Here is a 23848-nt window from a genome sequence, read left to right as displayed (position 1 = left end):
TCTTCTATTTTTATCTTGAATTTTTCCAAATCCTTTATTTATTCTATTATCAAATTTTTCATTGTATTCTAAACATATCATGCAGATTATGCAATCTAATGAGTCTTCATTATTTGATGAAATGTTTTTATATCTTTGTCAACTAGTTTAGATATATTTAATTTTGTGCTTGCTAAATAATAATGACCATACATTCTGGATATTAAAGAAGCTATTTCTCTAGTTGTTATACTATTTTTGTAAATTTTTACGATGGTTGTTTCTAAATCATCATTTATTCTTTTGTATTATAGTAGTGGACCTTAATAAACTCTCTGATTCTATCAGGTGATATTTCTATATTTAGTACTCATATGATGTATTTATTTTGCTATTGTAATACCAATTTATAAAATTTCTGGAAATTGTATCCTATAGGATTATATTTTTTATAATCTAAAAATACTATTAATTCATGCTTTAGTAGTTGACTATCTGATTTTTCAAGTTCACACCTAAAAAATTCTTTAATATTTTACCTTTGCTTGGTGTTTCTATTAATTTTATGGTAAAACATTTCATAATGACCTCCTATTATATGCCTTGCTAACAAATTTTTATAGGTTTTGGTCCTTTTTTCTGCTTTTTAATTTGGATGTTTACACCTGATATTTTATATTATGATTTGATTATTACTTTGACTAATATATACAGGTCAAAGTTTTTAATATCCATATTAATTTCAGTACTAAGTATACTCATCGTGTAAATAATCTTAGTTTATATGAGATTGATGTAAATAAATTTGGTGATTTTAAGAGTTTTTCTTTTAACTTTTTTATCCTTATAGGAGGATATATAATTTCAATTTTAATAAAGAAAATAAGATATTTTTTTGATAAAAAATAAGAAGGAGATAAGCTACTAACCTTCTTATTTTTTCATTATATCAAGAGGATCTATTACATTGGGAGATACTGAAAATTTATTTTTGTTATTGTAAAATACAAAAAGTGGGAAGTTTGTTTTTCCTTCTTCTAGGTTTTCTATAAGTGTTTCTAGGAAAAATTTCATGGCTTTTTTGTCAATTTTGCCCTTTGAGTTCTCTTATTTTACTATCCAAAATGGTGATAGGGGCTTTAGCTTGTTTATATCAACTACTATTCCTACTTCTATATCCAAATAGTCAAAACTCGCCAAAAAGGCGTATATTCCCTTATCAAGGTCTGTTTTTTGGTCTATATTTTCTGGAGAATCTGTCACATCGATTTCCATTATTTTTGTAATCTTACCATTGACTTTTTCAAAGTTTTCTATGATGTTGTCTTTTTTAAGCTCAGATAGTATAAGTTTATAATATTCTTTACTTTTTAACATAAATCTCCTTAATTAAAGTAATCTTGTCCATCTATTACTGTATTTGCTATTACTTCTACAGCAGTTTTTATAGCCTTATCTGAGCAGTAAAATTTTCTACTGTGGAGGGCTTCTTTGTTATGACCTTCTTCTCCACTTCCAAACCAGTAGAAAAATCCTGGTACTTTTTTCATATAAAAAGCAAAATCTTCACTTGCCATAGTTTGACCATCTCTTATTATATTGGACTTGTCTAAAGTTTTTAGGACGGATTTTAAGACAAATTCATACATTTTTTCAGGATTATATACTAAGGGAATAAGATCCTCATATTCTATTTTATATTTGCATCGGTAGGATTTTGCAGTATATTCAACTATCTCTTCCATTCTTTTTATAGAATTTTCTAGGCTTTTTTCCGAAAGACTTCTAATAGTTGCACTTAAATCTACCCTATCTACCACAAGATTATCCTCACTTCCTCCATTTATGGAATTTACAGAAAGAACTGTATTATCAAAAGGATTTGTATTTCTTGAAATAATTGTTTGAAGGCTCATTACTATATTTGATGCACAAACTATAGGGTCAATATTAAGTTCTGGCATGGAACCATGTTGACCGTGACCTATTATTTTTATCTTAAAATTTGTCTTTGTAGACATCAAGGCTCCCTTTTTTACAATCACCTTTCCATAATCTATTAAAGGCCAATTGTGAAAACCAAATATATAGTCAATTTTTACTTTTTCAAAAAGACCTAAGTCTATAAGTTCCTTAGCACCTTTAGTAATCTCTTCTGATCTTTGGAAAATAAAAACCACATCGCCCTTTAATAGCTTCTTATTAGATGATAATAATTTTACAAGACCAAGGTTAACAGCGGTATGATAATCATGTCCACAAGCATGCATAAGTTTATCATCTAGGGACTTATAGTCTACTTCTGTTTCTTCCTTCTGTAAAAGAGCATCTATGTCAGATCTAATTGCTATGACCTTTCCATTTTTTCCAGTTTTTAGTCTTGCTACAAGACCTGTTTTTATAGGAAATTCTATTATTTCTATATCTTTAAATTGGGAAATATAATTCCTAATAATCTCTGTCGTTCTGAATTCTTCTCCTGATTTTTCTGGATGCTTGTGTATATCATGCCTTATGTCTGTTATAATTTTTAAATCTTGATTTGATATTCTTAACATTTTCTACCTGCCAAAAGACCACCCTCACCTAGTTCTGTGAAGTCTTCTTTTTTAAGATCAAGTTTTGCAAAAAATCTAGGGAGAAATATATCAAAGCTTGTAAATTTAGAATGTATGGATGCACCAGGAACTCCTACTAGATAAGTCTTATCTTTAATTCCTACTGTAAGCATATTACCTGGTTGAACTGGTATACCTTGTATTATCAACTTATCTGACATATCTTTTATTATTGTTGGTGTAATATCATCTGGGTCTACACTCATTCCACCAGAAAATACTATAAGATCAGCTTTTCTTTCAAGGTAGCCTTTTGCAACATTTTTTATATAATTCATATCATCAGGGCATTTCTCAATTCCTAAAATTTCATGGTCATAAAAAGATAGTTTTTCTCTTATAACCGGTTCAAATAAGTCATCTATCCTAGCTGTATAAATTTCATTTCCTGTAATTATAATTCCTACCCTAAGCTTATGAAATTTCTTTACTTCGAATATAGGTCTATAGCTTTGTCCTATTCTCTTTATGTTTTCTACTTCTTCTCTCTTAGTAAAAAGCGGAACTATCCTTCCTCCAACTAGATTATCTCCACTAAAAACCTTAGTATAGGAAGGAATAGTAGCAAAGGTGTAATCACCTTCATTGTTTAATTCAAATAATCCCTTTCTATTTATAACAAATATTCCATCACTATTTGCCTTAAATGTGATTTTTCCCTCAGATGGATCTTTATAGCATATATTTTCCCCAATTAAATCATCTGCAACTTCTTTTATGGCATCTTCTTCGTGAACAAAGCCATAATCAAGCTCCCCTACAAAGAGATTTTCCTTGCCTATATTCTTAAGCTTTTCTATGTCGCTTTCTTCTACTATGTGACCTCTTTTAAAAACAACTCCTTTGAAACCATCTGCCATTATTCCTGTCAAATCATGAAATAGAGGCTTTCCTATTGCTTCTTCAACCTTAACTTTCCTTAGCATATTCTCTCCTACTTATTGATTTCTTTATTGTTTTTTATGGATATTATTTGTGAAATTATTGATATGGCTATCTCTTCCACACTGCCATCATCAATAGGATAACCTACAGGAGCATGGACTTTATCTAGTAGTTTTTTATCCACACCCTTTTCTCTTAGATTATCAAAAACTCTCTTAACCTTTCTTTTTGATCCTATCATTCCCAAAAACTTGTAGTCTTTGTCTATAACATTTTCTAAAACTTCTTCATCATAGTCAGGAGTTGCTATTAATATATAGGTATTTTTATTAAAATCAAAATTTTCAGAAAATTCTTTTGGCTTTTTAAGGACAAATTGGTCTATATCTTCTAAATCTTTTTTGTTTTTAAAGTCTTCCCTTTGGTCTATAACTACTACATTAAACCCTGTTTTTGTTGCAATTCTTGCAAGTTTTTGTCCGACATGACCTGCTCCAAATATTAAAAGCCTGGGATTTGCCCTAAATATTTTTATATAACCTTTGTTTTGACCACCACAAAGCATTTTTACCTCTTGCTTCTCATTGAGAGTGTAGTCAAAAGATTTTTCTTTGTCTTCTTTAAGAGCTTTTAAGGCCTTTTTTGTCAAGTCATATTCAATAGGACCGCCTCCTATAGTTCCAAAAGTTTTTCCATTTTCAAAAACAGCCATAGTAGAGTTATCCTTGCCTGGGGCTGACCCCTTTGTTTCTGTAAGTATAGCAAGAGCTACATTTTTTCCCTTTTCTAATTCCTTAACAACTTCTCTAAGAATTTCTAAATCCATCTTCTATTCTCCTTTTACATATGAGGATTGCTTCAAGAGTTCCTCCACCTATAAGTCTTGCCTTATCAGATATGGTTTTTGTGTTTCTTTTATTTACTCTTGGATCTACATCTCCTATTTTAAGGTCTTTTGTAACCTTTGATTTATTTCCAATCATACCCCTTACCATACCATCAAGTTCTGATCTAACTTCTTTATCATTTACATAGGCTAAAACTTCTCCTTTTTTCACAATTGATCCTATATCTTTTATTACTTCAATTTCTCCATCATCAGGAGATCTTAGGATTCTTTCAGTTGTATATCCATTTATATTACCTGGAATACCTGTGTTTTTTTGAGCATTTCCTTCAAAGATTAGCCTTCCCAAATCATGCCCCCTATTTGTTTCTATAACTACATCTACATCTATCCCTGCCTCATATCCAGGACCTAAGGCTATAGTTATGTCTGCCATTTGCTTATTTGTCCCAATATTTTTCTTAGCTAGAGTTCCATCAACTAAAGCCATAGGTTTTAATTTTTTTATAATTTCAGCCTTTGGGTCAATATATACTGGAACTTTTCCATCCTTCCAGCATTCTTTTATTTCATCAATATTAGTTACCTTTTTAGCTATAAAGTCTTCTATTTGAATTTCACCATCGAATATTGCTTGGGCGCAAGATACATATCTTCTTATACAAAGAGGTTTCTCCATTTCAAGAACTAAAACTTTAAAACCAGTTCTATGAAGCTTTTGGATAGAACCTGTGGCTACATCTCCACCCCCTCTAAAAACTACTATATCATTTTCTAGCATCTTCTAACTCCTCTAGGTTTCTATAGGTATCTACATCCCATAGTTCTTTTATGTCATCTATATATACTTCATTTTTGTCATTATCTTTAACAAGAAGCATTCCACCTTGATCAAATTCTAAGGCTAAAAGTCCTTCTCTAAATTCGTTTGAGAATATAACAGGTGCTCCTCTTCTTTTTTCAGTCCTTGGATAGGTTACATACTCATTTTTCTTGTAAGCTTCTATGAGTTTATTTACAGTTTCAAGTGTGAGTAAAGGTTGATCTGCGACAAAAAACATCATAGCTGAGTCCTTATCACAATTTAGAACCCCATATTTTATAGATGCTGACTTGCCTACTTCATTTTTGTCATTAAATATTGCCTTGAATCCTCTTTTTTTAGCATCATTTAAGATTTCTTCATATGATGAAACTAAGATTACATCATAAAATCCAACTTTTTCTATCATATCAAAAGTCCATTGGTAGAGCTTTTTACCATTAAAATCTAGTAAAAGTTTGTTTTCACCCATTCTTTTTGAAAGACCAGATGCCATAATTATTGCACTAATTTTCATAATATTCCTCCTTTAAGATAGAACCATAAAAGACCATAACTTGATCCAAATTATCCTTAAGGTATTTGGCTAAGTCATAAGCTTTTTCTTTTTCTTCATTACTTTCTACTTGGTTTATATATATTATTTTTTTACCCTCAAAGCCTTTAAATATTCCAGGCTTTGATTTAATTAGTTTTAAGATTATTTCTTTGCTAATTATGTCCTTACCTATATTTTTAATATAGTATTCATAGTTATAAATAAAGTCATTACTAGGTTTTTTTCCAAGAACCTTTATCGGAAAAATCCCTATAGCCTTGGAAGTTTCTTTATAGATTACTGGTTCATAATCTTTCCAATATTTTAAGGGAAGATTTCTAGACCCATCTGCTTCTATTAGAGTAAAGTCAAAATCTTTGATTTTTTCTAAGAGAATATCCTTATCTATAGACTTAAGTTTATTTTTATCTTTTATAAGCTTACCTATTACTACAAGTTTATTATTTATTGGCCTTTTATAATCCTTTTTTGATGTATACAAAAAATCATATTCATCATTTTCAGGTACTTTTATCTTAGTTGATGTAGTTACTAAGACTTTCCCCTTATCTCTAAGTCTTTTTGCAAGGTAGAACATAAGGCTTGTTTTTCCTGCTGATCCTGTAATGGATATTATGTCATTTTTTTTTATATCTAATATGTCTAATATATCTTTTTTCATAAAAAAAGCTGTAGCAATCTTTTGTCGCTACAGCTATAATCTCCTATTTTTCAATTTTTTTTGTCTTTTTATAGAAGGTATCCCTAAGTGGTAGTTCAAGTCTTAAGTCCCCATCAAGAGCATAGTAGGCTCCTTGAACTGCTGGAGCTGTAGGAATAGTCGCTATTTCTCCAATTCCCTTTGCCCCATAGGCAAGATCTAGTAATTCTTCTTTTTCTATCAAAATAGGGTGAATTCTAGGAGTATCTGTAGACCTCCAAAGTCCCATGTTACCATATTTTGCCTTTATAACAGAATCTTTTAATTTAAGATCTTCTGTTAGGGCATAGCCTAAGCTCATCACTACCCCACCTTCTATTTGACCTTCAATGGTGGTTGGGTTGACTACTTTTCCTGAATCATGGGCTGCATATACATCAGTAACTTTTCCATTATCATCAAGGACTACTACATGAGCTGCAAAACCATAGGCTAAGTGGGATTTTGGATTTGGCTTATCTGATCCTAATGGATCTGTTGGGTCATCATATTCATAGAAATATTCTTTTTTATCTAACTCTTCTAGACTATGATTTTCTAAGTCTTTTGCAAGTTTTTCTGCACATTTTTTGGCAGCTTCACCTGTTATCAAGGTGTGTCTTGATCCTGATGTAGTTCCAGAGTCAGGGCTTGTTAGGGTATTTGGTGGCATAATTTTTATCTTATGATATGGAAGAGATGTTGCTTTTCCAATCATTTGAAGAATTATAGTTCCTACTCCTTGTCCTATGCAAGTTGCTCCAGAATAGACTTTTACCATATCACCATCTACTACTATTTTAACCCTTCCTATGTCCTTTAATCCAACACCAACCCCTGCATTTTTCATAGCTACTGCTATACCTGCATGGTCTTTATTTTCTTCATATATGTCTTTTACTGCTTCAAGACATTCTACAAGAGCTGTAGATCTGTCTGCAATTTGTCCATTAGGTAGGACTTCTCCTGGTTTTATAGCATTTCTGTATCTTATCTCCCAAGGTGATATACCTACTTTTTCAGCTAATATATTAATATTGCTTTCCATTGCAAAGTTTGATTGGCAAACTCCAAATCCTCTGAAAGCTCCTGATGGTGGATTGTTTGTATAATAACCAAATCCCTTTATATCTGTGTTTTGATAGTTGTAAGGTCCTACCGAATGAGTACAGGCTCTTTCTAAAACTGGTCCACAAAGGGAAGCATAAGCTCCAGTATCAAAGTAGATTTCACATTCCATACCTTGGAAAATTCCATTCTCATCACAGCCAATGGTAAATTTTCCCTCCATAGGGTGACGTTTTGGATGCCATCTTAAAGACTCATCTCTGGTAAATTTATGTTTAACTGGTCTTTGATATAGGTAGGCTGCAAGGGCTGCTGGTGGTTGGACACTCATGTCTTCTTTTCCACCAAATGCTCCTCCTACAAAAGGATTGACTACAACAATCCTTTCTGGAGTATCTTCCCAATTAAACATTATAGATAACTCTCTTCTTGTATCGTATACTGATTGATCTGATGAATATACTCTTACCCCATCTTTATAAGGTTCTGCTACACAACATTCTGGTTCTAGATAAGCATGCTCTCCTAAAGGAGTTTTGTAGGTAAAGCTTGCTATGTACTTAGAGTTTTCTAAGGCTTTCTTAGCATCTCCACGGCTTACATGTCTTTTTTGACAAAGATTTCCATCAGGATGAATTTTTGGAGCATCTTCTGCCATAGCTTCTTCAATAGTACTTACAGGTTTTAGCTCCTCCAGCTCCACTTCTACAAGTTTTTTTGCCTTTTCCAAAGTTTTTTCATCTTCTGCCACTACAAAACAGAAAGCATCCGCAAGAGATTTTGTTTCCTCTCCCACATCTATAAAAACTGGCCAGTCTCTTTGGATATGTCCTATAAGATTTACTGGTACATCTTTTGCAGTTAAGACTCCAACTACTCCATCAAGCTCTAAAGCCTTACTTGGATCAAGTTTTAATAGCTTAGCCCTAGGATATTTTGTTCTTACACATGAGCCATAAAGCATATTATCTAATTCTATATCATCAGCATAAATACCAGTTCCTAGTATCTTATCGCGAGCATCAATTCTATCTGCTCTTGCCCCTACAAAGGCTTCTGATTCCTCATCATTTATTTTTTCATCTCCCCTAAGTATGGCACTTGCAAGCATTATTCCTTCTACAATTTTCTTATATCCTGTACACCTGCAGATATTTCCTCTTATTCCTTTTCTTATATCATCTTCTGTAGGATTAGGATTGGATCTTATAACACTTACTCCGCTCATCACCATACCAGGTATGCAAAATCCACATTGGACAGCTCCCGCCTTAGTAAAGGCATAAGTGAAGGCTTCTTTTTCTTCATCCTTGAGACCTTCACTTGTTATTACCTCTTGGTCATTTAATTTTGAAAGTCTAACTACACAGGCTTTTTTGGATGCATCTCCTACTAAAACTGTACATGTACCACAAGCTCCTTGACTACATCCATCCTTTACTGATGTTAGTTTTAAATCATCTCTTAAAAATCTAAGGAGAGTCTTATCCTCATATGTTTCATAGACCTTACCATTTACCCTTACAAAAAGGGCTTTACTATCATTTTTCTCACCTATTCGTATCGTTTTTGTCATAGTTTATTCCTTACTTAAAATTCTTTTTATAAATTCTCCCATCCCAGCTTTTGCATAGTAACCCTTCTCATCCAATATTATTTTTCCCTTTGAGATTACTGTATCTACTTTAAAATCAGTATTGAATCCTTCATAGCTTGTATAATCACATCTTGAATGTCTATTTTCTTGTTTTATAGTATATCCATTCTTAGTTAAGATAGCTAAATCAGCATCTGTTCCTTCTTCTATACTTCCCTTATTTGGATAAAATCCAAATATTTTTGAAGGATTTAAGGACAAGACTTCCATAAGTCTAACAAAACTTATCTTTCTTTGAAGTCCAAGTGTTAATACAACTTCTATTCTTTCTTCAACTCCTGGTATTCCTCCTGGAGCCTTGATAAAATTATCGGCATATGGTTTTTTTTCACTTTCATATATAAATGGACAATGGTCTGTTGCAACAACATCAACATCTCCATTTCTTATCCCATCCCACAAAGCTTCTATGTCATCTTTTTTCCTTAAAGGAGGAGCACAAATATATTTAACAGCCTCATCATTTGGGTTGTCCATATATTTTGACTCATCATAAGTTAAATATTGGGTACATGTTTCACAATAGAGGTTTTTCGCCCCTCTTTCTCTTGCTCTTTTTATCTCGTCAAGCCCCTCTCTTGTTGAGGTATGAACAATATATAATTTAGGATATCCTGCAGTTTCTGAAAGATAGATTAACCTATTTATAGCCTCAGCTTCACTTTGGTTTGGTCTGGTTAGAGCATGGTATTTTGGGGATAGCTTATTATCTCTTATGGCCTCATTTCTTAGCTCATATATAAGTCCATCATTTTCGCAGTGGACACAAACAATAGAGCCTGTTTTTTTTGCAGTCTTTAGAACCCTGAGTATTTGGTCATCGTTAAGTTTTCCCCCATATGTTGTATAAATTTTAATGGAAGGGATACCCTCATTTTTTAAGTCTTCAATTTCAGATAAAAGACTTTCATTTTCTTCATACATAGCTCCATGAAAGGAGTAGTCTATATAAGCTTTTCCATCTGCTATATCATGATAATGATCTATTAGGCTATGAAGACTTGCACCTTTTCCTAAATCTCCAATATGGTCACAAATGGTGGTAGTAGCTCCAAAGCTTGCTGCATAAGTTCCACTAGCAAAATCATCACAAGCTATAAATTTACCTAAGTCAAGTGACATATGTGTATGCACATCAACACCACCTGGTATAACTAATTTATCTTTTGCATCTATTATTTTATCTACTTTCTCTTCTATGTTTTTTCCTATTTTTGATATTTTTCTTCCTTCTAATAAGATATCAAGAAAGTCTACTTTATCCTTTAAAACTACTTTGCCATTTTTTATAAGCGTTTTCATAATACCACCATCTTATTTATTTGTTTATAAGTGACTATTACAAAATAAGGGTTTTCTCTTTTTTATCATTTCAAACTTCTCCTATATAATTAAAGTCAGTTTAATGACTTCCAAAGATATATCTAACTATTCATAAATCTTAACTTATCATTTAGAATTAGACATTTGATAAATCTTAAAATAATATTTTAAGGATTAATTTATTTTGCAATAGCCTCTTAAATTTACATATAGTCTTTTTTATTTTCTTGGCTAATCCTATTTACTACATGTTCTTCTTCAAGTTCAAATCCATTTTCTATATTATTGGCCTTTTGAACTGCTATAAGTATATTTTCATAACCTGTACATCTACACATATGATTTGCAAGTTCTTTTCTAAGCTCATCTATTGTGTAATATTTTCCCCTAGCTATAATTTCCGTTGCAGAAACTATAAAACCAGGTGTACAAAATCCACATTGGACTGCAGCCTCATCTACAAAGGCTTGTTGGATTATTGAAAGTGAACCATCACTTGCAGTTAGTCCTTCTGTTGTCCATATATCTTTTCCCTCAGCCCATATAGCAAGGTAGATACATGAGTTAAAACTTTCTCCATCTATTAATACTGCACAAGCTCCACATTCTCCAACTTCACATCCCTTTTTAACCGAAGTTAGACCAAAGTCATTTCTTAGAAAGTCTGTAAGAGATGCTCTAACATCAGTCATTTTTGTAACTTTTATCCCATTTATCCAACAGCTTACTATCTTGTATTGAGGTTCATAGTGAAGTACGTCTTCTTTTCTTGGGGCAAAAGGTCCAAATTCTTTACTATGCATAGACAGCCTCCTCATGTTCTTTTCTTATCTCTTTTAGACATCTTACTGTTATTTCATATAAAACTTGCTTTCTTAAAGCCTTTGTTGCTCTCCATGAATCTCTTGGTGAAAGTTCATCAAGGCACTTTTTGGCAAATACATTTATATTGTTATCTGTAAGTTTTAGACCTTTTAGACTCTCTTCTGCTTTTGGAGCTCTTACTGGGATTGAACTTGCAACTCCGTAAGCTACTCTAACATCTTTTACAAAGCCATCTTCAAATTTCACATTACATGAACAAGATGAAGTTGCTATATCCATAGCATTTCTCATTGCATATTTAAAGTAGTGTCCAAAATATCCTTCATAGGACTCTTTTTTTATTTTTACTGCAGTCATTACTTCAGTATCTTTTAGGTCAACTGTAGAAAAACCTACATAAAAATCTCTAACTGGAAGCTCTCTTATACCATCAACTCCCTTTAACTCAATTATGCAATCATAAGCAAATACTGTAGGTGCAGAGTCTGCTGATGGGGCACCATTACAAATATTTCCACCAATTGTAGCTATGTTTCTAAGTTGTGGTCCACCTGCTGTATCTACTGCCTCTCCTAGGGTCTTACAATATTTTTTTACTAAAGGATCAGCTGTTATATGGCTAAAACTTGTAAGAGCACCTATTCTTAAAGTTCCGTCTTCTTCCATACTTACTCCCTTAAGTTCATCTATAAGTTGGAGAGAAATAAGCTCAAGTCCAGCCATTTTTCCTTCTCTTATCTTAACTAAAACATCAGATCCACCAGCTATGAAGCTTGCATCTGGGTGTTCTTGTTTTAGTTTTATGGCCTCATCTACTGTATATGCTTCATAAATATTTTTTATATCATACATTTTCTACACTCCAAGCCTTATTTTCATATTTCATCTCTTTTTCATAGTCATTTTCTATAAGTCCAGCCTCTTTAAATAATGGGAATAAGACATGTGGTGTCATAGGACATTGGTTTACTCTCACTCCTGTTGCATTTAAGATTGCATTTCTAATAGCTGGAGCTGGAGAACATGTTGGTGGTTCTCCTAGTGACTTAGTATTATATGGTGAAGTTGGTTCGGGATTCTCAATAAAGTAAACTTCAAAATTCGGATGATCCATTGTTGTTGAAAGTTTGTAATCAAGTAGGTTATTATTTAAGATTTTTCCCTTATCATTGTATTTTAACTCTTCTGATAGGGCAAATCCTACTGCCATGCTCATACCTCCATGAGCTTGGGCTTCAGCAAGCCTTGGATTTATAAGTTTTCCGCAATCATGAACATTTACAAGCCTTAAGATTTTAACCTTACCTAGAGCAATATCTACTTCTACCTCTGCAAATGATGCACCAAAAGAGAAGGCGTTATTTCTAATAGTATAGGTTGATTCAGCTGATATATGATCACTATCCTTATTATCATAAAGAGCTATTGTAGCAAGTTCTCCTAAGCTCATTAACTGTCTATTATCTGTTTTTCTAATTATCATGCCATCTACTAAGTCAAGGTTATGTGGAGCAAATTCTAATTCTTTCCTTGCCCTGTCTATTATTTTTTCCTTAAATATCTTGGCAGTATTTGTTATTGAAAAACTTGCCATATAGGTTTGCCTTGATGCATAAGCACCTAATCCAAATGGTGTTACATCAGTATCTTGAGTTGATACTATATGTATATCATCTAAAGGAACTCCTATAGAGTCTGCTGCCATTTGTGAGAAAGCTGTGTCTCCACCTTGGCCAATTTCTGTTTCACCAAGTTGAACTTGAACTGATCCATCTTGATTTAGTACCATCCTACATGAAGATGTTTCAACTGATATTGGATAAACTCCTGTATTATACCAGAAGCATCCTAATCCTACTCCTCTTCTTATATTTCCACTTTGGTTTTTATACTCTTCTCTTTTCTTGTCATAGTCTATTGCACGTCTTCCAACTGCAATAGCTTCCCTAAATGAATCATAGTAGTTTTCATTTCTTGAAAATCCATCCTTAAAGCCCTTAGGCATAATATTTTGTATTCTAAGTTCTATTGGATCTAAGCCAAGTTTTAAGGCTACATCATCTAGATGAGATTCAAAAGCAAACATGGTTTGAGGTATACCATAACCTCTCATAGCTCCTGCTGTAGGAAGATTTGTATATACTGTATAGCCATCTGCCTCGATATTATCACATGGATATAGTTGGTGGAAGCAATTTGTCCCTTTTGCTGCTATAGAATGGCCATGGGATGCATACCCACCATTATTTGCATATAATTCTAGCTTTCTAGCTACAAAAGTTCCATCTGATCTAACATAAGATATAATATGGATTTTTTCGGAGTGTCGTGTTCTTGATGATACAAAAGTTTCTTCTCTTGTTGAGTCAAGTTTTACAGGATGCCCACCAACTTGTGTTGTAAGATAAGCTGCTAATGGCTCATATAAAGCATCTTGTTTGTTACCAAACCCACCTCCAATATATGGTTTAACTATTCTTATTTTCCCCCAAGAAATACCTAGAGCTTGTCCGCAAACACGCCTTACTATATGAGGAATTTGAGTTGAAGCTACTACAACAATCTTTCCTTGTTCCTCATAAGCATAAGCTATGTGATTTTCTATGTGAGAGTGTTGGACAATTGGTGTTTCATACCAAGTATCAATCTTTATAAGTCCCTTTTCTTTTATAGCCTCTTCATAATTTCCAAAACGATTTTTTGTATGTCCTATAATATTGTTAGGAGTCTGTTCATGAATTGGTATAGAATTTGAATTCATAGACTCTATAGGGTCAAAAACCGCTTCATATTCTTCATATTCAACTTCAATTAGTTTTAAAGCTTGTAAGGCTTGCACTTCATTTTCAGCTATAACAACTGCTATATCATCTCCATAATATCTTACATGCTCATTTAATAGTCTTCTATCTGCTATATCTTGATGGTTTTCATCTACTGACCAAGGATGACCTGCTGTTGGGAAAGAATGTTTTGGCACATCAAAACATGTGATTATTTTAATTATTCCCTCAAGCTTTTCAGCCTTGCTTGTGTCAATTGAGATAACCTTTCCATGAGCTATAGTCGAATGTAATATTTTTGCTGTATAGGAGCCGTTTCTGATAAAGTCTTCTGTATACTTTGCTCTGCCAGTTACCTTATCATAAGCATCTACTCTATTAACGCTTTTACCTACGTACATTTTAACCTCCTAAATGATTAAAAAGTCTTTTTATGTAATGCAATATTCCTGTATATTGTATATAATATATTACCACAAAACGCCTAACATTTACAAGGCTTTTGTAGTAAAAACGAGTCTTTCTGTTTCTTATTTTTCTATCTCTATTAAGTCTTTTTCAAAGATGGAATCATCTTTTGGTCTATCTTCTTCTTTTTCAGGAATAATTAAATTCATCAAAACAGAAGATATAGTTGCAAGTACTACTGGTGATGAGCCTATTGCTATAGTTAAGGCTTCTGGCATAAAATTAACTCCAGAATTTTGGGCACTTGCTACAACTGATGTAAATCCTACGCCCAAAGCAACAGATACACCAACTATGGATGTATTTCTTCCTGTTAAAGGTTGGCTTGTTATCATTCTTATTCCATTCATAGTAATTGCTGCAAATACAGAAAGAGTAGCTCCTCCCAAAACTGGATATGGAATAGTTGTAAGTATAGATGATAGTTTTGGCACAAGACCTGAAATAAGAATTATAAGAGACGCTATGGTAAATACTTTCTTATTTACTACCTTATTTATTGAAACTATTCCTGCATTTTGTGAAAATGTAGCTGTTGGTAAGCATCCTAAAAATGCACCTATTACATTGGCTACACCATATCCTATAATTCCTCCCCTTAATTCTTTTTGTGTTGGGACCCTATCCATACCACCTACTGTTGTTGAGGTCATATCCCCAATTCCTTCAATTGCTGTAACTATAAAAATTATGCTTATAGAAACTATAGCTGATGGTTCAAAAGAAATACCAAAATGTAGTGGTTCAACTACTGATATCCATCCAGCATCTCTTACTGGGCTAAAGTCTACCATCCCAAAAAACATTGATATAATATAGCCTATAATCATTGCAAAAAGTACATTTGCAAGTTTAAACATTCCCTTGCCAAAATGGGTAAACCCTAATGATAAAATTAAAGTTATCCCTCCTACAAGCCAGTTTTGCCAAGCTCCCCAACCAGCCATATCTACTGATCCTGCTCCTCCCATATAATTCATAGCTACAGGATATAAGGATAGCCCTATTACTAGGACAACTGTTCCTGAAACAAGAGGTGGAAAAAGTGGCAAAATATACTTAAGCCCTAATCCAAATAATATAGAAAATATCCCTCCTATAAGTTGAGCTCCTAAAATAATTGCAACAACTTCCATTGGTCCTCTTGCTCCAAATTGTCCAGCAAGGGCAATCATCGTTGGAACATAGGCAAAGCTTACACCAAAAATCATAGGAAGTCTTGATCCAATAATTTTTATCGGATAAATCATAAGTAGTGATGTGAGAGCTGAACCTATAAGAGCAATTTGTATAAGTATAATTGTATTCTCAGGCGATAATCCTGTAGCTGCTGCAAGCATGATTGGAGGTGTAATACAACCTGCAATCATAGCTACAACGTGTTGAAATGCAAGAGGAAGTGCCTCTTTAAAAGTTACTTTTCCATCAAAATTGAATAATCCCTTAAATTTACTTTTTTCTGTCATTTTATTTCCTTTGTATTTTTATATAAAAAACAATCTTATTTAAAAAATAAAGTTAATACCCTAAGATATTAACTTTATAACTAATTATGCGCTAATCATCCATTGCATTTCTTTCAGCTTCTTCTTCTGCCAATGTTTTTTTAGGTAAAACTATGTTTAAAACAAATACTACAAGAGTAGCTAAAACTACCGGACTTGATGTAAATACCATTTTAAACCATTCAGGAAATTGTGCTAAAGCTTGATCTCCTAATTGAACTATTCCCATACCTAAAGCTATACCAAGTCCAACTATTGTAAGGTTTCTTGAACTCATTTCATCACTCATTATAAGTTTCATGCCACTCATTGTAATTTGAGCAAATACTGTTATTGTAGCTCCACCTATAACCGCTTGAGGAACAGATAGCATAACAGCCCCAAATTTTGGCATAAAGCCTGATACAAGAATTAATGCTGCTGTAATAGCAAATACCTTCCTTGCTACTACCTTTGTTAATGAAACTATACCAACGTTTTGGCTATAAGTTGCTGTAGGGAGTCCACCTATAAATGAGCCTATAACTGATGCAAGACCATTAGCTTTTATTCCACCTTCAAGCTCATCACCTGTTGGAACTCTTCCAAGTCCTCCAGCTGTGGTTGAAGATAAATCACCTACTGCTTGAATTGAGTTTACCACAAACATTACTGACATTGTAATAACAGCATCTACTGGAAATTCTAGTTTAAATGGCATTAACCTAGGTAGGGTAAACCATGCAGCTTGACCTACATTTTGAAAATTAACTATGCCAAAAAATACAGAAGCAATATATCCTACTGCTATACCTATAAGTATTGCTGCAAGCTTTATTAAACCCTTTCCAAACATATTACAAATTAAAGTTACTGCAAGTGTCAAAAAAGCAACTCCCCAATAAACCAAGTCTCCTTGATTAGGATTTCCATTTCCTCCTGCCATATAATTTAGGGCAACCGAGTAAAGGGATAGTCCTATTGTAAGTACTACTGTTCCTGAAACCATTGGTGGAAAGTATTTATAGATTCTTTTAATATTCATACCAACTATAAAGGCAACTACACCACCTACAAGTTGGGCTCCATACACTGCTCCAATTCCATATTTTATTCCAATTGATGTAAGTACAGGTATGTAGGCAAATGATACTCCCATTATTACTGGAAGCTTTGCTCCAACTTTAATTACTGGATATAGTTGTAAAAATGTTGCTATTGCTGCAATAAACATTCCTGCTTGAATTAGATAAACCGCATCAGTTGCACTTATGGCATGAGGCGTATTTGCAAGCTGACCTGTTAAAACAATAGCTGGTAGAGTATTTCCTACTATCATAGCCAAAAGATGTTGAAGTGCTATTGGAAACGCTCTTTTGATGTCTGGGTTTCCATCAATGTCAAAAAGTGACTTTGATACTCCCGCTTTTTCGTTAACGTCTGTCATATTTTTCTCCTTATTTTGTAGTTTTTAGTAACTGATATACTTTTTTTCTAGCTTTTTTATTAGTAAATTTTTATCACTATAAAGTGTTTTTTTCTTATATATGATTTTTCCATTTACAATTGTCTTATTTACTAGAAACTTAAAACCTCCACTTCATATTATATACTTTAATATCCAAATCAGCTCTAAAAAGTTTGATTTTTTTGAAATCAATCATATACAAATGATAATGCTTTCTTATCTTCATTAACAATATATTTTCAATATCATTTCCAACATATATTGATATCTTTAAAAGTCTAGTTCTTGTAAGCACAAGTCTTACAAATTCTTAAATATTTTTTATTAGAAATTAAATATTTTTAACTATTTTGTTAAAAAATAAATTATTTTTGTGTCAATAAGTATAGTATTTAAAGGATACTATTATTTTATTCGTTGAACTTCTTTACCAAAGAAAAACTCGTCAAGAGAATTCTTGTGATTATAGATAGACACATGTTTAGCTTTGCCACCATTGTTTATTACAAATACATGAAATTTTTTTCCTTTATAGCTTGTATAAAAGTGACTTATCAAATTTTCATGGGTGATAATATTTGATTTTACAAAAGGTGTATTTAAGATTATCTTATCTTTTTTAATTAAAAGTTCATAGCGATTGTAATAAAAGGCAACGAGTGTAAATACTACAAAACTTATAATAAAGAAGGCTATCAAAAATAAACCACTTTTCAGATTTGGAAGATATCCAGATTCTATTAAATAGAAAGTAATTAGAGCGTGTATAATACTCCATGCCCACATGAATCTAGCTTCAAATAATCTTGTCAAAGTACCACCAATTTTTCTTTTAGCAAATACCTTGGTCAAAAATAATGATCCAAAAAAAGCACACAGAATGCCAATAACTATACATACTAAAGTTTTCATATACACCTACCAATTATTGATACAATACATAGCCGCTAATCTGTTCTGCCTAACTAACGCTTTAGATAATCGTTCATACTCTTTTAGCAAGCCTTTCTCTGCAGCCATTCCATAAGGATCATCATTCCAAGAACCCATCGCACCAAATACATCAGACTCTGAAGCAGCCAATAAAATATGCATATATTGTCTAGGAAAATCATTTCTATTCAAAGTATTTTTAGCATTGCTGAAAATTTTAGCAAAATTTTCAGCTCCTATGTCTGATGCAAATTTAGATATCTCATCTAATATACTGTCAAATTTGTATATATCAAAAGTAGTGCCATCTTCGTAAATCTTGGGATTATCCATTTTCTCTTCAACATAGCTTATGTCCCATTTTCTTATGTTTTCATCGAAATACCATGTAGGTCTATATTCAATGATTTTGCCATTCAATAAATGCAATATAATTTTGATATCATTCGTATTTGAAAACCCTAGTAAACCTGGATCTTGAACATCTGGATTTATATATACCTTTACATCTTTATAGTTAAATTTTTGAATATGACGCACCCAATCCTTAAAAGACTTAAGCTGCTTAGTTTTTCCAAATATCCACTTTACTTCAAAACTAATACTATTTACATAATATTCTGGTGTATACTCTACCATTTCGTGATATTTCAATATTCTTTTCGTAGCAGCTGTCATCTTCATTATTTGAGATACTTGACCATTCACTTTCTCTCCTTAATATATTCCTCACAATAATATTAAATGTGTCCAAGATTTATATCTAATATTTATTATAAACTTACCTAGCTTAAAAAAAGCTAGATAAGTTTGTTTTTATAATTTAGACCAAATTTTTTCTGCTCTTTGTCTTGAATCAGCATGGATTTTTGCTTGGTCTACTTTTGTTATTATCTTATCTCTCATTACAAATTCACCATTTATAATGGTATCATTTACAAGTCTTCCTGTTAGACCAAATAGGCTATGTCCTCCCCAGTTGTTTTCATTAAGTGGGGTGTATGGATCATATTTAAAGCTTATAAGATCTGCATATGCTCCCTTTTTAATTCTTCCTACTTCGTGATTTAGAAAATGTGAAACTATTTCAGGGTTGTTCTTAAATTGCATATCCAAGGTTTCAGCAAATCCTTTTGTTGGATCTTGAGTATTGTGAGCTTGGATAATATTTGCAACCTTCATTGATTCAAACATATCATTTGTATAAGCATCTGTTCCAAGACCAACTTTTAGTCCTTTTTCTATAAAGCGGTTTACTGGTGGTACTCCAACAGCGTTGTTCATATTGCTTTCTGGATTAAAGATTACTGGAGTATTGTGTTCTTTTAGAATATCCATCTCACGTCCATTTATATGAACACAGTGAATAGCTAAGGTATTTTCTGTAATTATTCCAAAGTCTTCAAGTCTCTCAACTATTCTTTTACCATATTTTCTTTGGCAATCCCATTGGTCTTCTATGCCTTCAGCTATATGAACATGATAGCCGTCATAGACCCCATCCATGGCCTTAACTGCCTTTTCTAAACTTTCATCTGATAGGGTAAATGATGCATGAAGTCCAAAAAGACCCCTTAGCATATCATCATCTTCTTTTTGGCAATGTTTAATCCAATCAATATTTTCTTTTATTTCTTTATCTCTTATCTCTTTTCCATCCCTATCTGATAGCTCATAGCAAAGATTGGTTCTAATACCAACTTCTTTTGCAGCCTCTCCTAGGGTAAAGAGTGAGTTTTCAACAGAATTCGGACCTGAGTGATGATCTATTACTGTTGTTACACCATTCGCTATTGATTCCATATATGTTGTAAGAGCATTGAGCCTTACATCTTCTGTTGTAAGTTGCCTATCAAGAGCCCACCATTGGTTTTCTAATACGTTAAAGAAGTTATCTGTTGGCTTTGAAACTCCCATACCCCTAGCATAAGCAGAATAGATATGTGAGTGAGCACATATCATTCCTGGCATAAGAAGTTTACCTTCAAAGTCTATTACTTCTTCGTCTTCGTATTTATTTACGATATCACTTGAGTTTCCAACATCTTCTATTAGCTTATCTTTTATATAAACAGCTCCATTTTCATAAAATGAATTGTTTTCATCATTTGTTATTATAAGGCAATTTTTAATTATCATAATATCTCCTTATTATGCATTTATCGCTTCAGTTGGCTTTATATAGTAGTTGTAATCTTTTTCTATAGTTCTAACTAGTTTAAGAACTTTTTTTGATAAATCTTTTTCTAGATCTTTACTTTCTATTACTTTTCCATTTTCAAGTCTTACTAGGTAGTCATTTTCTCCTAGCTTTAAGAAACCTGTGTTAGTTGAATCTTCAAAGTCTTCACGAGTCCAAAATACTGTTAGTTTATCCTTATATGGACGACCTGAATGAGGACAATAGAAAGCACAGTTTCCGCATTCATTACACATGCCATCAAGATGGATAATTTGGTTAAGATTATCAAATCCCTCAACATTGATAGCTACATTTGCTCTATTTGGACAAACTTCAGTACATATTTCACAGATTTGATCACATTTTAAACATCTAAGACCTTCACTTTTATCATCTAAGGCTGGTGTAAGTTTTCCTCTCTTAGAAAAGATATTTTCCTTATCTTCTTTTTCTTCATATCTTACAAAGTCATTTGGAAGATTTTCTTTATCTAATATATCAAGGCAAACTGCTTTTGCTTCTCCCATAGCCTTAACTATAGTGCTAGCTCCAGCTCTACAGTCTCCTATAACATAAACATTGTCTATGTTTGTCTCATAAGTATCTGTAGTTTTTACATTACCCCAGTCATCAAGATTTATTTTATTTTCCTTAAAGGCTGTAGTATCTACTCTTGCTCCAGTAGCGCCTATTACTGTATCGAATTCTAGCTCAAGTTTTTCACCTGTTGTGTGTATTGACCTTCTTCCTGAATCATCAAATTCACCTAGTTGCATCTTGTCACACTTTAGAACTTTTCCATCATAAGCATATGGTGCTACAAGTTCATATATCTTATGACCTTCTTCTTTTACGTCATTTACCTCTTCTTGAGTTGCTGGCATATAAGCTTCTGTCCTTCTATAAACTAGAGCTACTTCTTCAACTCCATCAAGTCTTGCTGCAGTTCTTGTACAATCCATTGCAACATCTCCTGCACCAACTACTGCAACCTTTTTACCTACATTTGCACTACCTTTCATTCTTACATCCCATAAGAAGTCTAGAGCATCAAGAATATTCTCACTACCTTCTTTTACTGGAGATCTTCCCTTTTCCCAAGCTCCTGTGGCAGCAATTATATAGTCATAGTCTTTCTTTAGCTCTTCATATGATTCTGTAACTTCCGAATCAAAGATAAAATTTACACCTTGCTTTACTGCTATTTGGTAGTCTTTATCTATATCTTTATCTGAAATTCTAAACTCTGGAATAATATGGCTTACTATACCATAAGCTTTAGAAAGTTTTTCACGTACATCTACCTTGATTCCATTACGTCTTAAATATGATGCCACTGCAATTCCACCAGGACCTGCTCCAATTACCAAAACTTTCTTATCAGATTTTATTTCTGATTTTTCTATTTTTTCAAGATAAGCTTCTTGAGCATTTTCTGCTGCAATAAGTTTCATATTCCTTATTTGAAGGCTCTTTTCATAGTCAACTCTTGTACAGTGTTCTTGACAGTAGTGAGCACAAAGCTTACCAAGAATTGTTGGTGCTGTATTATCATTTGCTATAACTTCTATAGCCTTATCAAAATTTCCTTCTGCAACAAGTTTTAGATATTCTGGTATTTGTTGTTCTATAGGACAACCTCCATCCTTACAAGGTGCCTTGTAGCAGTCAGTAAGAGGAAGAACTGAGTCAGTTTTTCTTGAATGAACTTTTTCCCTATATAATTTGTTATTTTCCCAAGAAGCTATAGTATCATCTCTAAGTTTTACAATTTTTTCTACATCTACATCTCTTAATTCATCTTGTAAAAGATCTTCGGTTTCTTCTGCAAGTTGGTTAAACCTTAAATATCCACCTGGCTTAAGAATTGTTGTAGCAACTGTTATAGGTTGACCTAAAGCTTCGAATATATCTTTTATATTTCTAGCATCAGCTCCACCTGAGTATGACATTGGAAGTTTTCCATCAAACTTTTCTGAAAGCATAGCTGCCATAGAAAGAGTTAATGGTAGGAGAGATCTTCCTGACATATACATCTCTTCTGATGGAAGTTCTCCTCTCTTTGTATCAACTGGGAAGGTATTTGTGAGCTTTACACCAAAGGCTAGGTCTTTTTCTTTTGCAAGTTTCAATAATCTTTCAATCATTACAACTGCATCTTCATATTGAAGGTCATTTTTAAAGTGGTAATCTGTAAAAGATATATAATCAAATCCCATATCGTCCAAGGTTTTTCTAGCATAGTCATAACCTAACATTGTTGGATTACATTTGATAAAGGTTGACATATGCTTTTCTTCTATTAAGTAAGATGCTATTTTTTCAATTTCTTCTGCAGGACAACCATGTAATGTTGATAGGGTAATAGAATCACATACAATAGGATCAATGCTTTCGAGGTCTTTTTCGTTAAACTTTCCAAATTTTGAAATATTATCTAGAAGGTATGACTTACATTCTTTGAATATATCAGTATTTTCTGCATTTTTAAGGCTTTCGATATATGTATCAACTTTCTCAGATTTTATACCTTCTAGATCATAACCTACTGACATATTGTAGGCAAAGTCTTTTTTATCAGAAATATCAAGCTCTTTTGCTATAGCAATAATTGCAAAGTATGCCTTAATATATTCATTAAAAGCTTCTTTTACAGTAAGCTCTGTTGACCATTCACAGTTATAGCACTCATCTTCTGAGTTTATACAAGGTTTTGCTACTGCTTTTTGTATATCTTCTCCATCAAGTTTTTGAACTGTCTTAAGTTCTATAAATCTTGCTCCTGTAAGATAGGAAACTAGGATATTTTGGGCAAGTTGAGACTGTGGACCTGCTGCAGGACCAACAGCTGATGATATCTCATCACCAAAAACCGTCTTAAGTTTTGTACCTTTTTTATTTATATAAAATTTTTCTTTTTTAATTCCAAATATAGAACCCTCATTATTATATTCTTTTAAAGACCACTCAATTAGGTCTTTAAAGGGAATTGGTCTCATAAATTCGCTCATTTTTTACTCCTTTAATTAAATTTATTTTTTGATCAGGTTCGGATACTAATAATGAGTATCGTTTTCATATTATATAATTTTGTTAAACTTTTCGATAAGGGTAGGAGTTCTTCCCTCTCTTTTTCACGTTTTTAAATTATATAATATTTAGTTTTATCTATAGCTAAAAATCTTTCCATCAAAGGTGCGACTTTCCTCCTTATAAAAGTGAAAATAGTCTAAATCTTTATTGACCTATTGATTTTAAGCTATAGAA

Annotated in this window: 20 protein-coding genes; all 20 read right to left on the bottom strand. The window is 32.6% G+C overall.

Annotated features, from left to right (window positions below):
- Positions 1–95: 95 nt before the first annotated feature.
- Complete coding sequence (locus SOR60_RS10480; RefSeq protein ID WP_407654214.1) at positions 96–278, bottom strand: transposase; 183 nt, start codon at positions 276–278, stop codon at positions 96–98.
- Between the two features lie 634 nt (positions 279–912).
- The gene (locus SOR60_RS01745; protein ID WP_229771217.1) at positions 913–1053 is read right to left on the bottom strand and encodes a hypothetical protein; all 141 of its coding nucleotides are present in this window, start codon (positions 1051–1053) and stop codon (positions 913–915) included.
- Between the two features lie 33 nt (positions 1054–1086).
- Complete coding sequence (locus SOR60_RS01740) at positions 1087–1356, bottom strand: hypothetical protein (protein WP_229771216.1); 270 nt, start codon at positions 1354–1356, stop codon at positions 1087–1089.
- Between the two features lie 8 nt (positions 1357–1364).
- Positions 1365–2537, bottom strand: a complete 1173-nt coding sequence (locus SOR60_RS01735) for a M20 metallopeptidase family protein (RefSeq protein WP_154540590.1) — start codon at positions 2535–2537, stop codon at positions 1365–1367.
- Positions 2531–3523 (bottom strand): molybdopterin-binding protein, encoded by a 993-nt coding sequence (locus tag SOR60_RS01730; RefSeq protein ID WP_320595053.1) that lies wholly within the window; start codon positions 3521–3523, stop codon positions 2531–2533. The genes SOR60_RS01735 and SOR60_RS01730 overlap by 7 nt, the downstream gene beginning before the upstream one ends.
- A gap of 8 nt (positions 3524–3531) precedes the next feature.
- Entirely contained in the window at positions 3532–4308 is a 777-nt protein-coding gene (locus SOR60_RS01725) for an XdhC family protein (protein ID WP_320595052.1), read from the bottom strand.
- Positions 4289–5110 carry a selenium-dependent molybdenum cofactor biosynthesis protein YqeB gene (yqeB, locus tag SOR60_RS01720; RefSeq protein WP_154540584.1) on the bottom strand — a complete coding sequence of 274 codons (822 nt, stop codon included), beginning with the start codon at positions 5108–5110 and terminating at the stop codon, positions 4289–4291. The genes SOR60_RS01725 and yqeB overlap by 20 nt, the downstream gene beginning before the upstream one ends.
- A complete protein-coding gene (locus SOR60_RS01715; RefSeq protein ID WP_320595051.1) occupies positions 5097–5669 on the bottom strand; it encodes a nucleotidyltransferase family protein in 573 nt (190 codons plus the stop codon). The genes yqeB and SOR60_RS01715 overlap by 14 nt, the downstream gene beginning before the upstream one ends.
- Positions 5659–6372, bottom strand: a complete 714-nt coding sequence (gene yqeC / locus SOR60_RS01710; protein WP_320595050.1) for a selenium cofactor biosynthesis protein YqeC — start codon at positions 6370–6372, stop codon at positions 5659–5661. Before yqeC ends, SOR60_RS01715 begins: the two co-directional genes overlap by 11 nt.
- A 43-nt stretch (positions 6373–6415) precedes the next feature.
- Positions 6416–9034, bottom strand: coding sequence for a selenium-dependent xanthine dehydrogenase (xdh, locus tag SOR60_RS01705; protein ID WP_320595049.1), 2619 nt, complete (start codon positions 9032–9034; stop codon positions 6416–6418).
- Positions 9035–9037: 3 nt separating this feature from the next.
- Positions 9038–10417 carry a dihydropyrimidinase gene (gene hydA / locus SOR60_RS01700; protein ID WP_320595048.1) on the bottom strand — a complete coding sequence of 460 codons (1380 nt, stop codon included), beginning with the start codon at positions 10415–10417 and terminating at the stop codon, positions 9038–9040.
- A 224-nt stretch (positions 10418–10641) separates the two neighbouring features.
- Positions 10642–11241 carry a xanthine dehydrogenase subunit XdhC gene (xdhC, locus tag SOR60_RS01695; RefSeq protein WP_320595046.1) on the bottom strand — a complete coding sequence of 200 codons (600 nt, stop codon included), beginning with the start codon at positions 11239–11241 and terminating at the stop codon, positions 10642–10644.
- On the bottom strand, positions 11234–12115 hold the full coding sequence (gene xdhB / locus SOR60_RS01690; protein ID WP_320595045.1) for a xanthine dehydrogenase subunit XdhB: 882 nt from the start codon (positions 12113–12115) through the stop codon (positions 11234–11236). The genes xdhC and xdhB overlap by 8 nt, the downstream gene beginning before the upstream one ends.
- Complete coding sequence (xdhA, locus tag SOR60_RS01685; RefSeq protein ID WP_320595044.1) at positions 12108–14447, bottom strand: xanthine dehydrogenase subunit XdhA; 2340 nt, start codon at positions 14445–14447, stop codon at positions 12108–12110. Before xdhA ends, xdhB begins: the two co-directional genes overlap by 8 nt.
- Positions 14448–14576: 129 nt before the next feature.
- A complete protein-coding gene (locus SOR60_RS01680; protein WP_154540568.1) occupies positions 14577–15980 on the bottom strand; it encodes a uracil-xanthine permease family protein in 1404 nt (467 codons plus the stop codon).
- A gap of 91 nt (positions 15981–16071) precedes the next feature.
- Entirely contained in the window at positions 16072–17445 is a 1374-nt protein-coding gene (locus SOR60_RS01675) for a uracil-xanthine permease family protein (protein ID WP_154540566.1), read from the bottom strand.
- A gap of 426 nt (positions 17446–17871) precedes the next feature.
- Positions 17872–18378, bottom strand: a complete 507-nt coding sequence (locus SOR60_RS01670; protein WP_154540564.1) for a hypothetical protein — start codon at positions 18376–18378, stop codon at positions 17872–17874.
- A 6-nt stretch (positions 18379–18384) separates the two neighbouring features.
- Positions 18385–19107: a hypothetical protein gene (locus SOR60_RS01665; protein WP_320595043.1), complete on the bottom strand. Its 723-nt coding sequence runs from the start codon at positions 19105–19107 to the stop codon at positions 18385–18387.
- A gap of 108 nt (positions 19108–19215) precedes the next feature.
- Positions 19216–20538 (bottom strand): putative aminohydrolase SsnA, encoded by a 1323-nt coding sequence (gene ssnA, locus SOR60_RS01660; protein WP_154540560.1) that lies wholly within the window; start codon positions 20536–20538, stop codon positions 19216–19218.
- A gap of 12 nt (positions 20539–20550) precedes the next feature.
- Positions 20551–23592: a putative selenate reductase subunit YgfK gene (ygfK, locus tag SOR60_RS01655; protein WP_320595042.1), complete on the bottom strand. Its 3042-nt coding sequence runs from the start codon at positions 23590–23592 to the stop codon at positions 20551–20553.
- Positions 23593–23848: the final 256 nt, after the last annotated feature.

The sequence above is a fragment of the Anaerococcus porci genome (genome assembly GCF_034090325.1).
GTDB lineage: Bacteria > Bacillota > Clostridia > Tissierellales > Peptoniphilaceae > Anaerococcus > Anaerococcus porci.
This window is presented reverse-complemented; position numbering and strand designations above follow the sequence as displayed.

Bases quoted from the DNA above. Each gene is read 5' to 3' on its own strand.
- SOR60_RS01745 (WP_229771217.1), bottom strand. From the start codon at position 1,053: ATGAAATTTTTCCTAGAAACACTTATAGAAAACCTAGAAGAAGGAAAA.
- SOR60_RS01740 (WP_229771216.1), bottom strand. From the start codon at position 1,356: ATGTTAAAAAGTAAAGAATATTATAAACTTATACTATCTGAGCTTAAA.
- SOR60_RS01735 (WP_154540590.1), bottom strand. From the start codon at position 2,537: ATGTTAAGAATATCAAATCAAGATTTAAAAATTATAACAGACATAAGG.
- SOR60_RS01730 (WP_320595053.1), bottom strand. From the start codon at position 3,523: ATGCTAAGGAAAGTTAAGGTTGAAGAAGCAATAGGAAAGCCTCTATTT.
- SOR60_RS01725 (WP_320595052.1), bottom strand. From the start codon at position 4,308: ATGGATTTAGAAATTCTTAGAGAAGTTGTTAAGGAATTAGAAAAGGGA.
- yqeB (WP_154540584.1), bottom strand. From the start codon at position 5,110: ATGCTAGAAAATGATATAGTAGTTTTTAGAGGGGGTGGAGATGTAGCC.
- SOR60_RS01715 (WP_320595051.1), bottom strand. From the start codon at position 5,669: ATGAAAATTAGTGCAATAATTATGGCATCTGGTCTTTCAAAAAGAATG.
- yqeC (WP_320595050.1), bottom strand. From the start codon at position 6,372: ATGAAAAAAGATATATTAGACATATTAGATATAAAAAAAAATGACATA.
- xdh (WP_320595049.1), bottom strand. From the start codon at position 9,034: ATGACAAAAACGATACGAATAGGTGAGAAAAATGATAGTAAAGCCCTT.
- hydA (WP_320595048.1), bottom strand. From the start codon at position 10,417: ATGAAAACGCTTATAAAAAATGGCAAAGTAGTTTTAAAGGATAAAGTA.
- xdhC (WP_320595046.1), bottom strand. From the start codon at position 11,241: ATGCATAGTAAAGAATTTGGACCTTTTGCCCCAAGAAAAGAAGACGTA.
- xdhB (WP_320595045.1), bottom strand. From the start codon at position 12,115: ATGTATGATATAAAAAATATTTATGAAGCATATACAGTAGATGAGGCC.
- xdhA (WP_320595044.1), bottom strand. From the start codon at position 14,447: ATGTACGTAGGTAAAAGCGTTAATAGAGTAGATGCTTATGATAAGGTA.
- SOR60_RS01680 (WP_154540568.1), bottom strand. From the start codon at position 15,980: ATGACAGAAAAAAGTAAATTTAAGGGATTATTCAATTTTGATGGAAAA.
- SOR60_RS01675 (WP_154540566.1), bottom strand. From the start codon at position 17,445: ATGACAGACGTTAACGAAAAAGCGGGAGTATCAAAGTCACTTTTTGAC.
- SOR60_RS01670 (WP_154540564.1), bottom strand. From the start codon at position 18,378: ATGAAAACTTTAGTATGTATAGTTATTGGCATTCTGTGTGCTTTTTTT.
- ssnA (WP_154540560.1), bottom strand. From the start codon at position 20,538: ATGATAATTAAAAATTGCCTTATAATAACAAATGATGAAAACAATTCA.
- ygfK (WP_320595042.1), bottom strand. From the start codon at position 23,592: ATGAGCGAATTTATGAGACCAATTCCCTTTAAAGACCTAATTGAGTGG.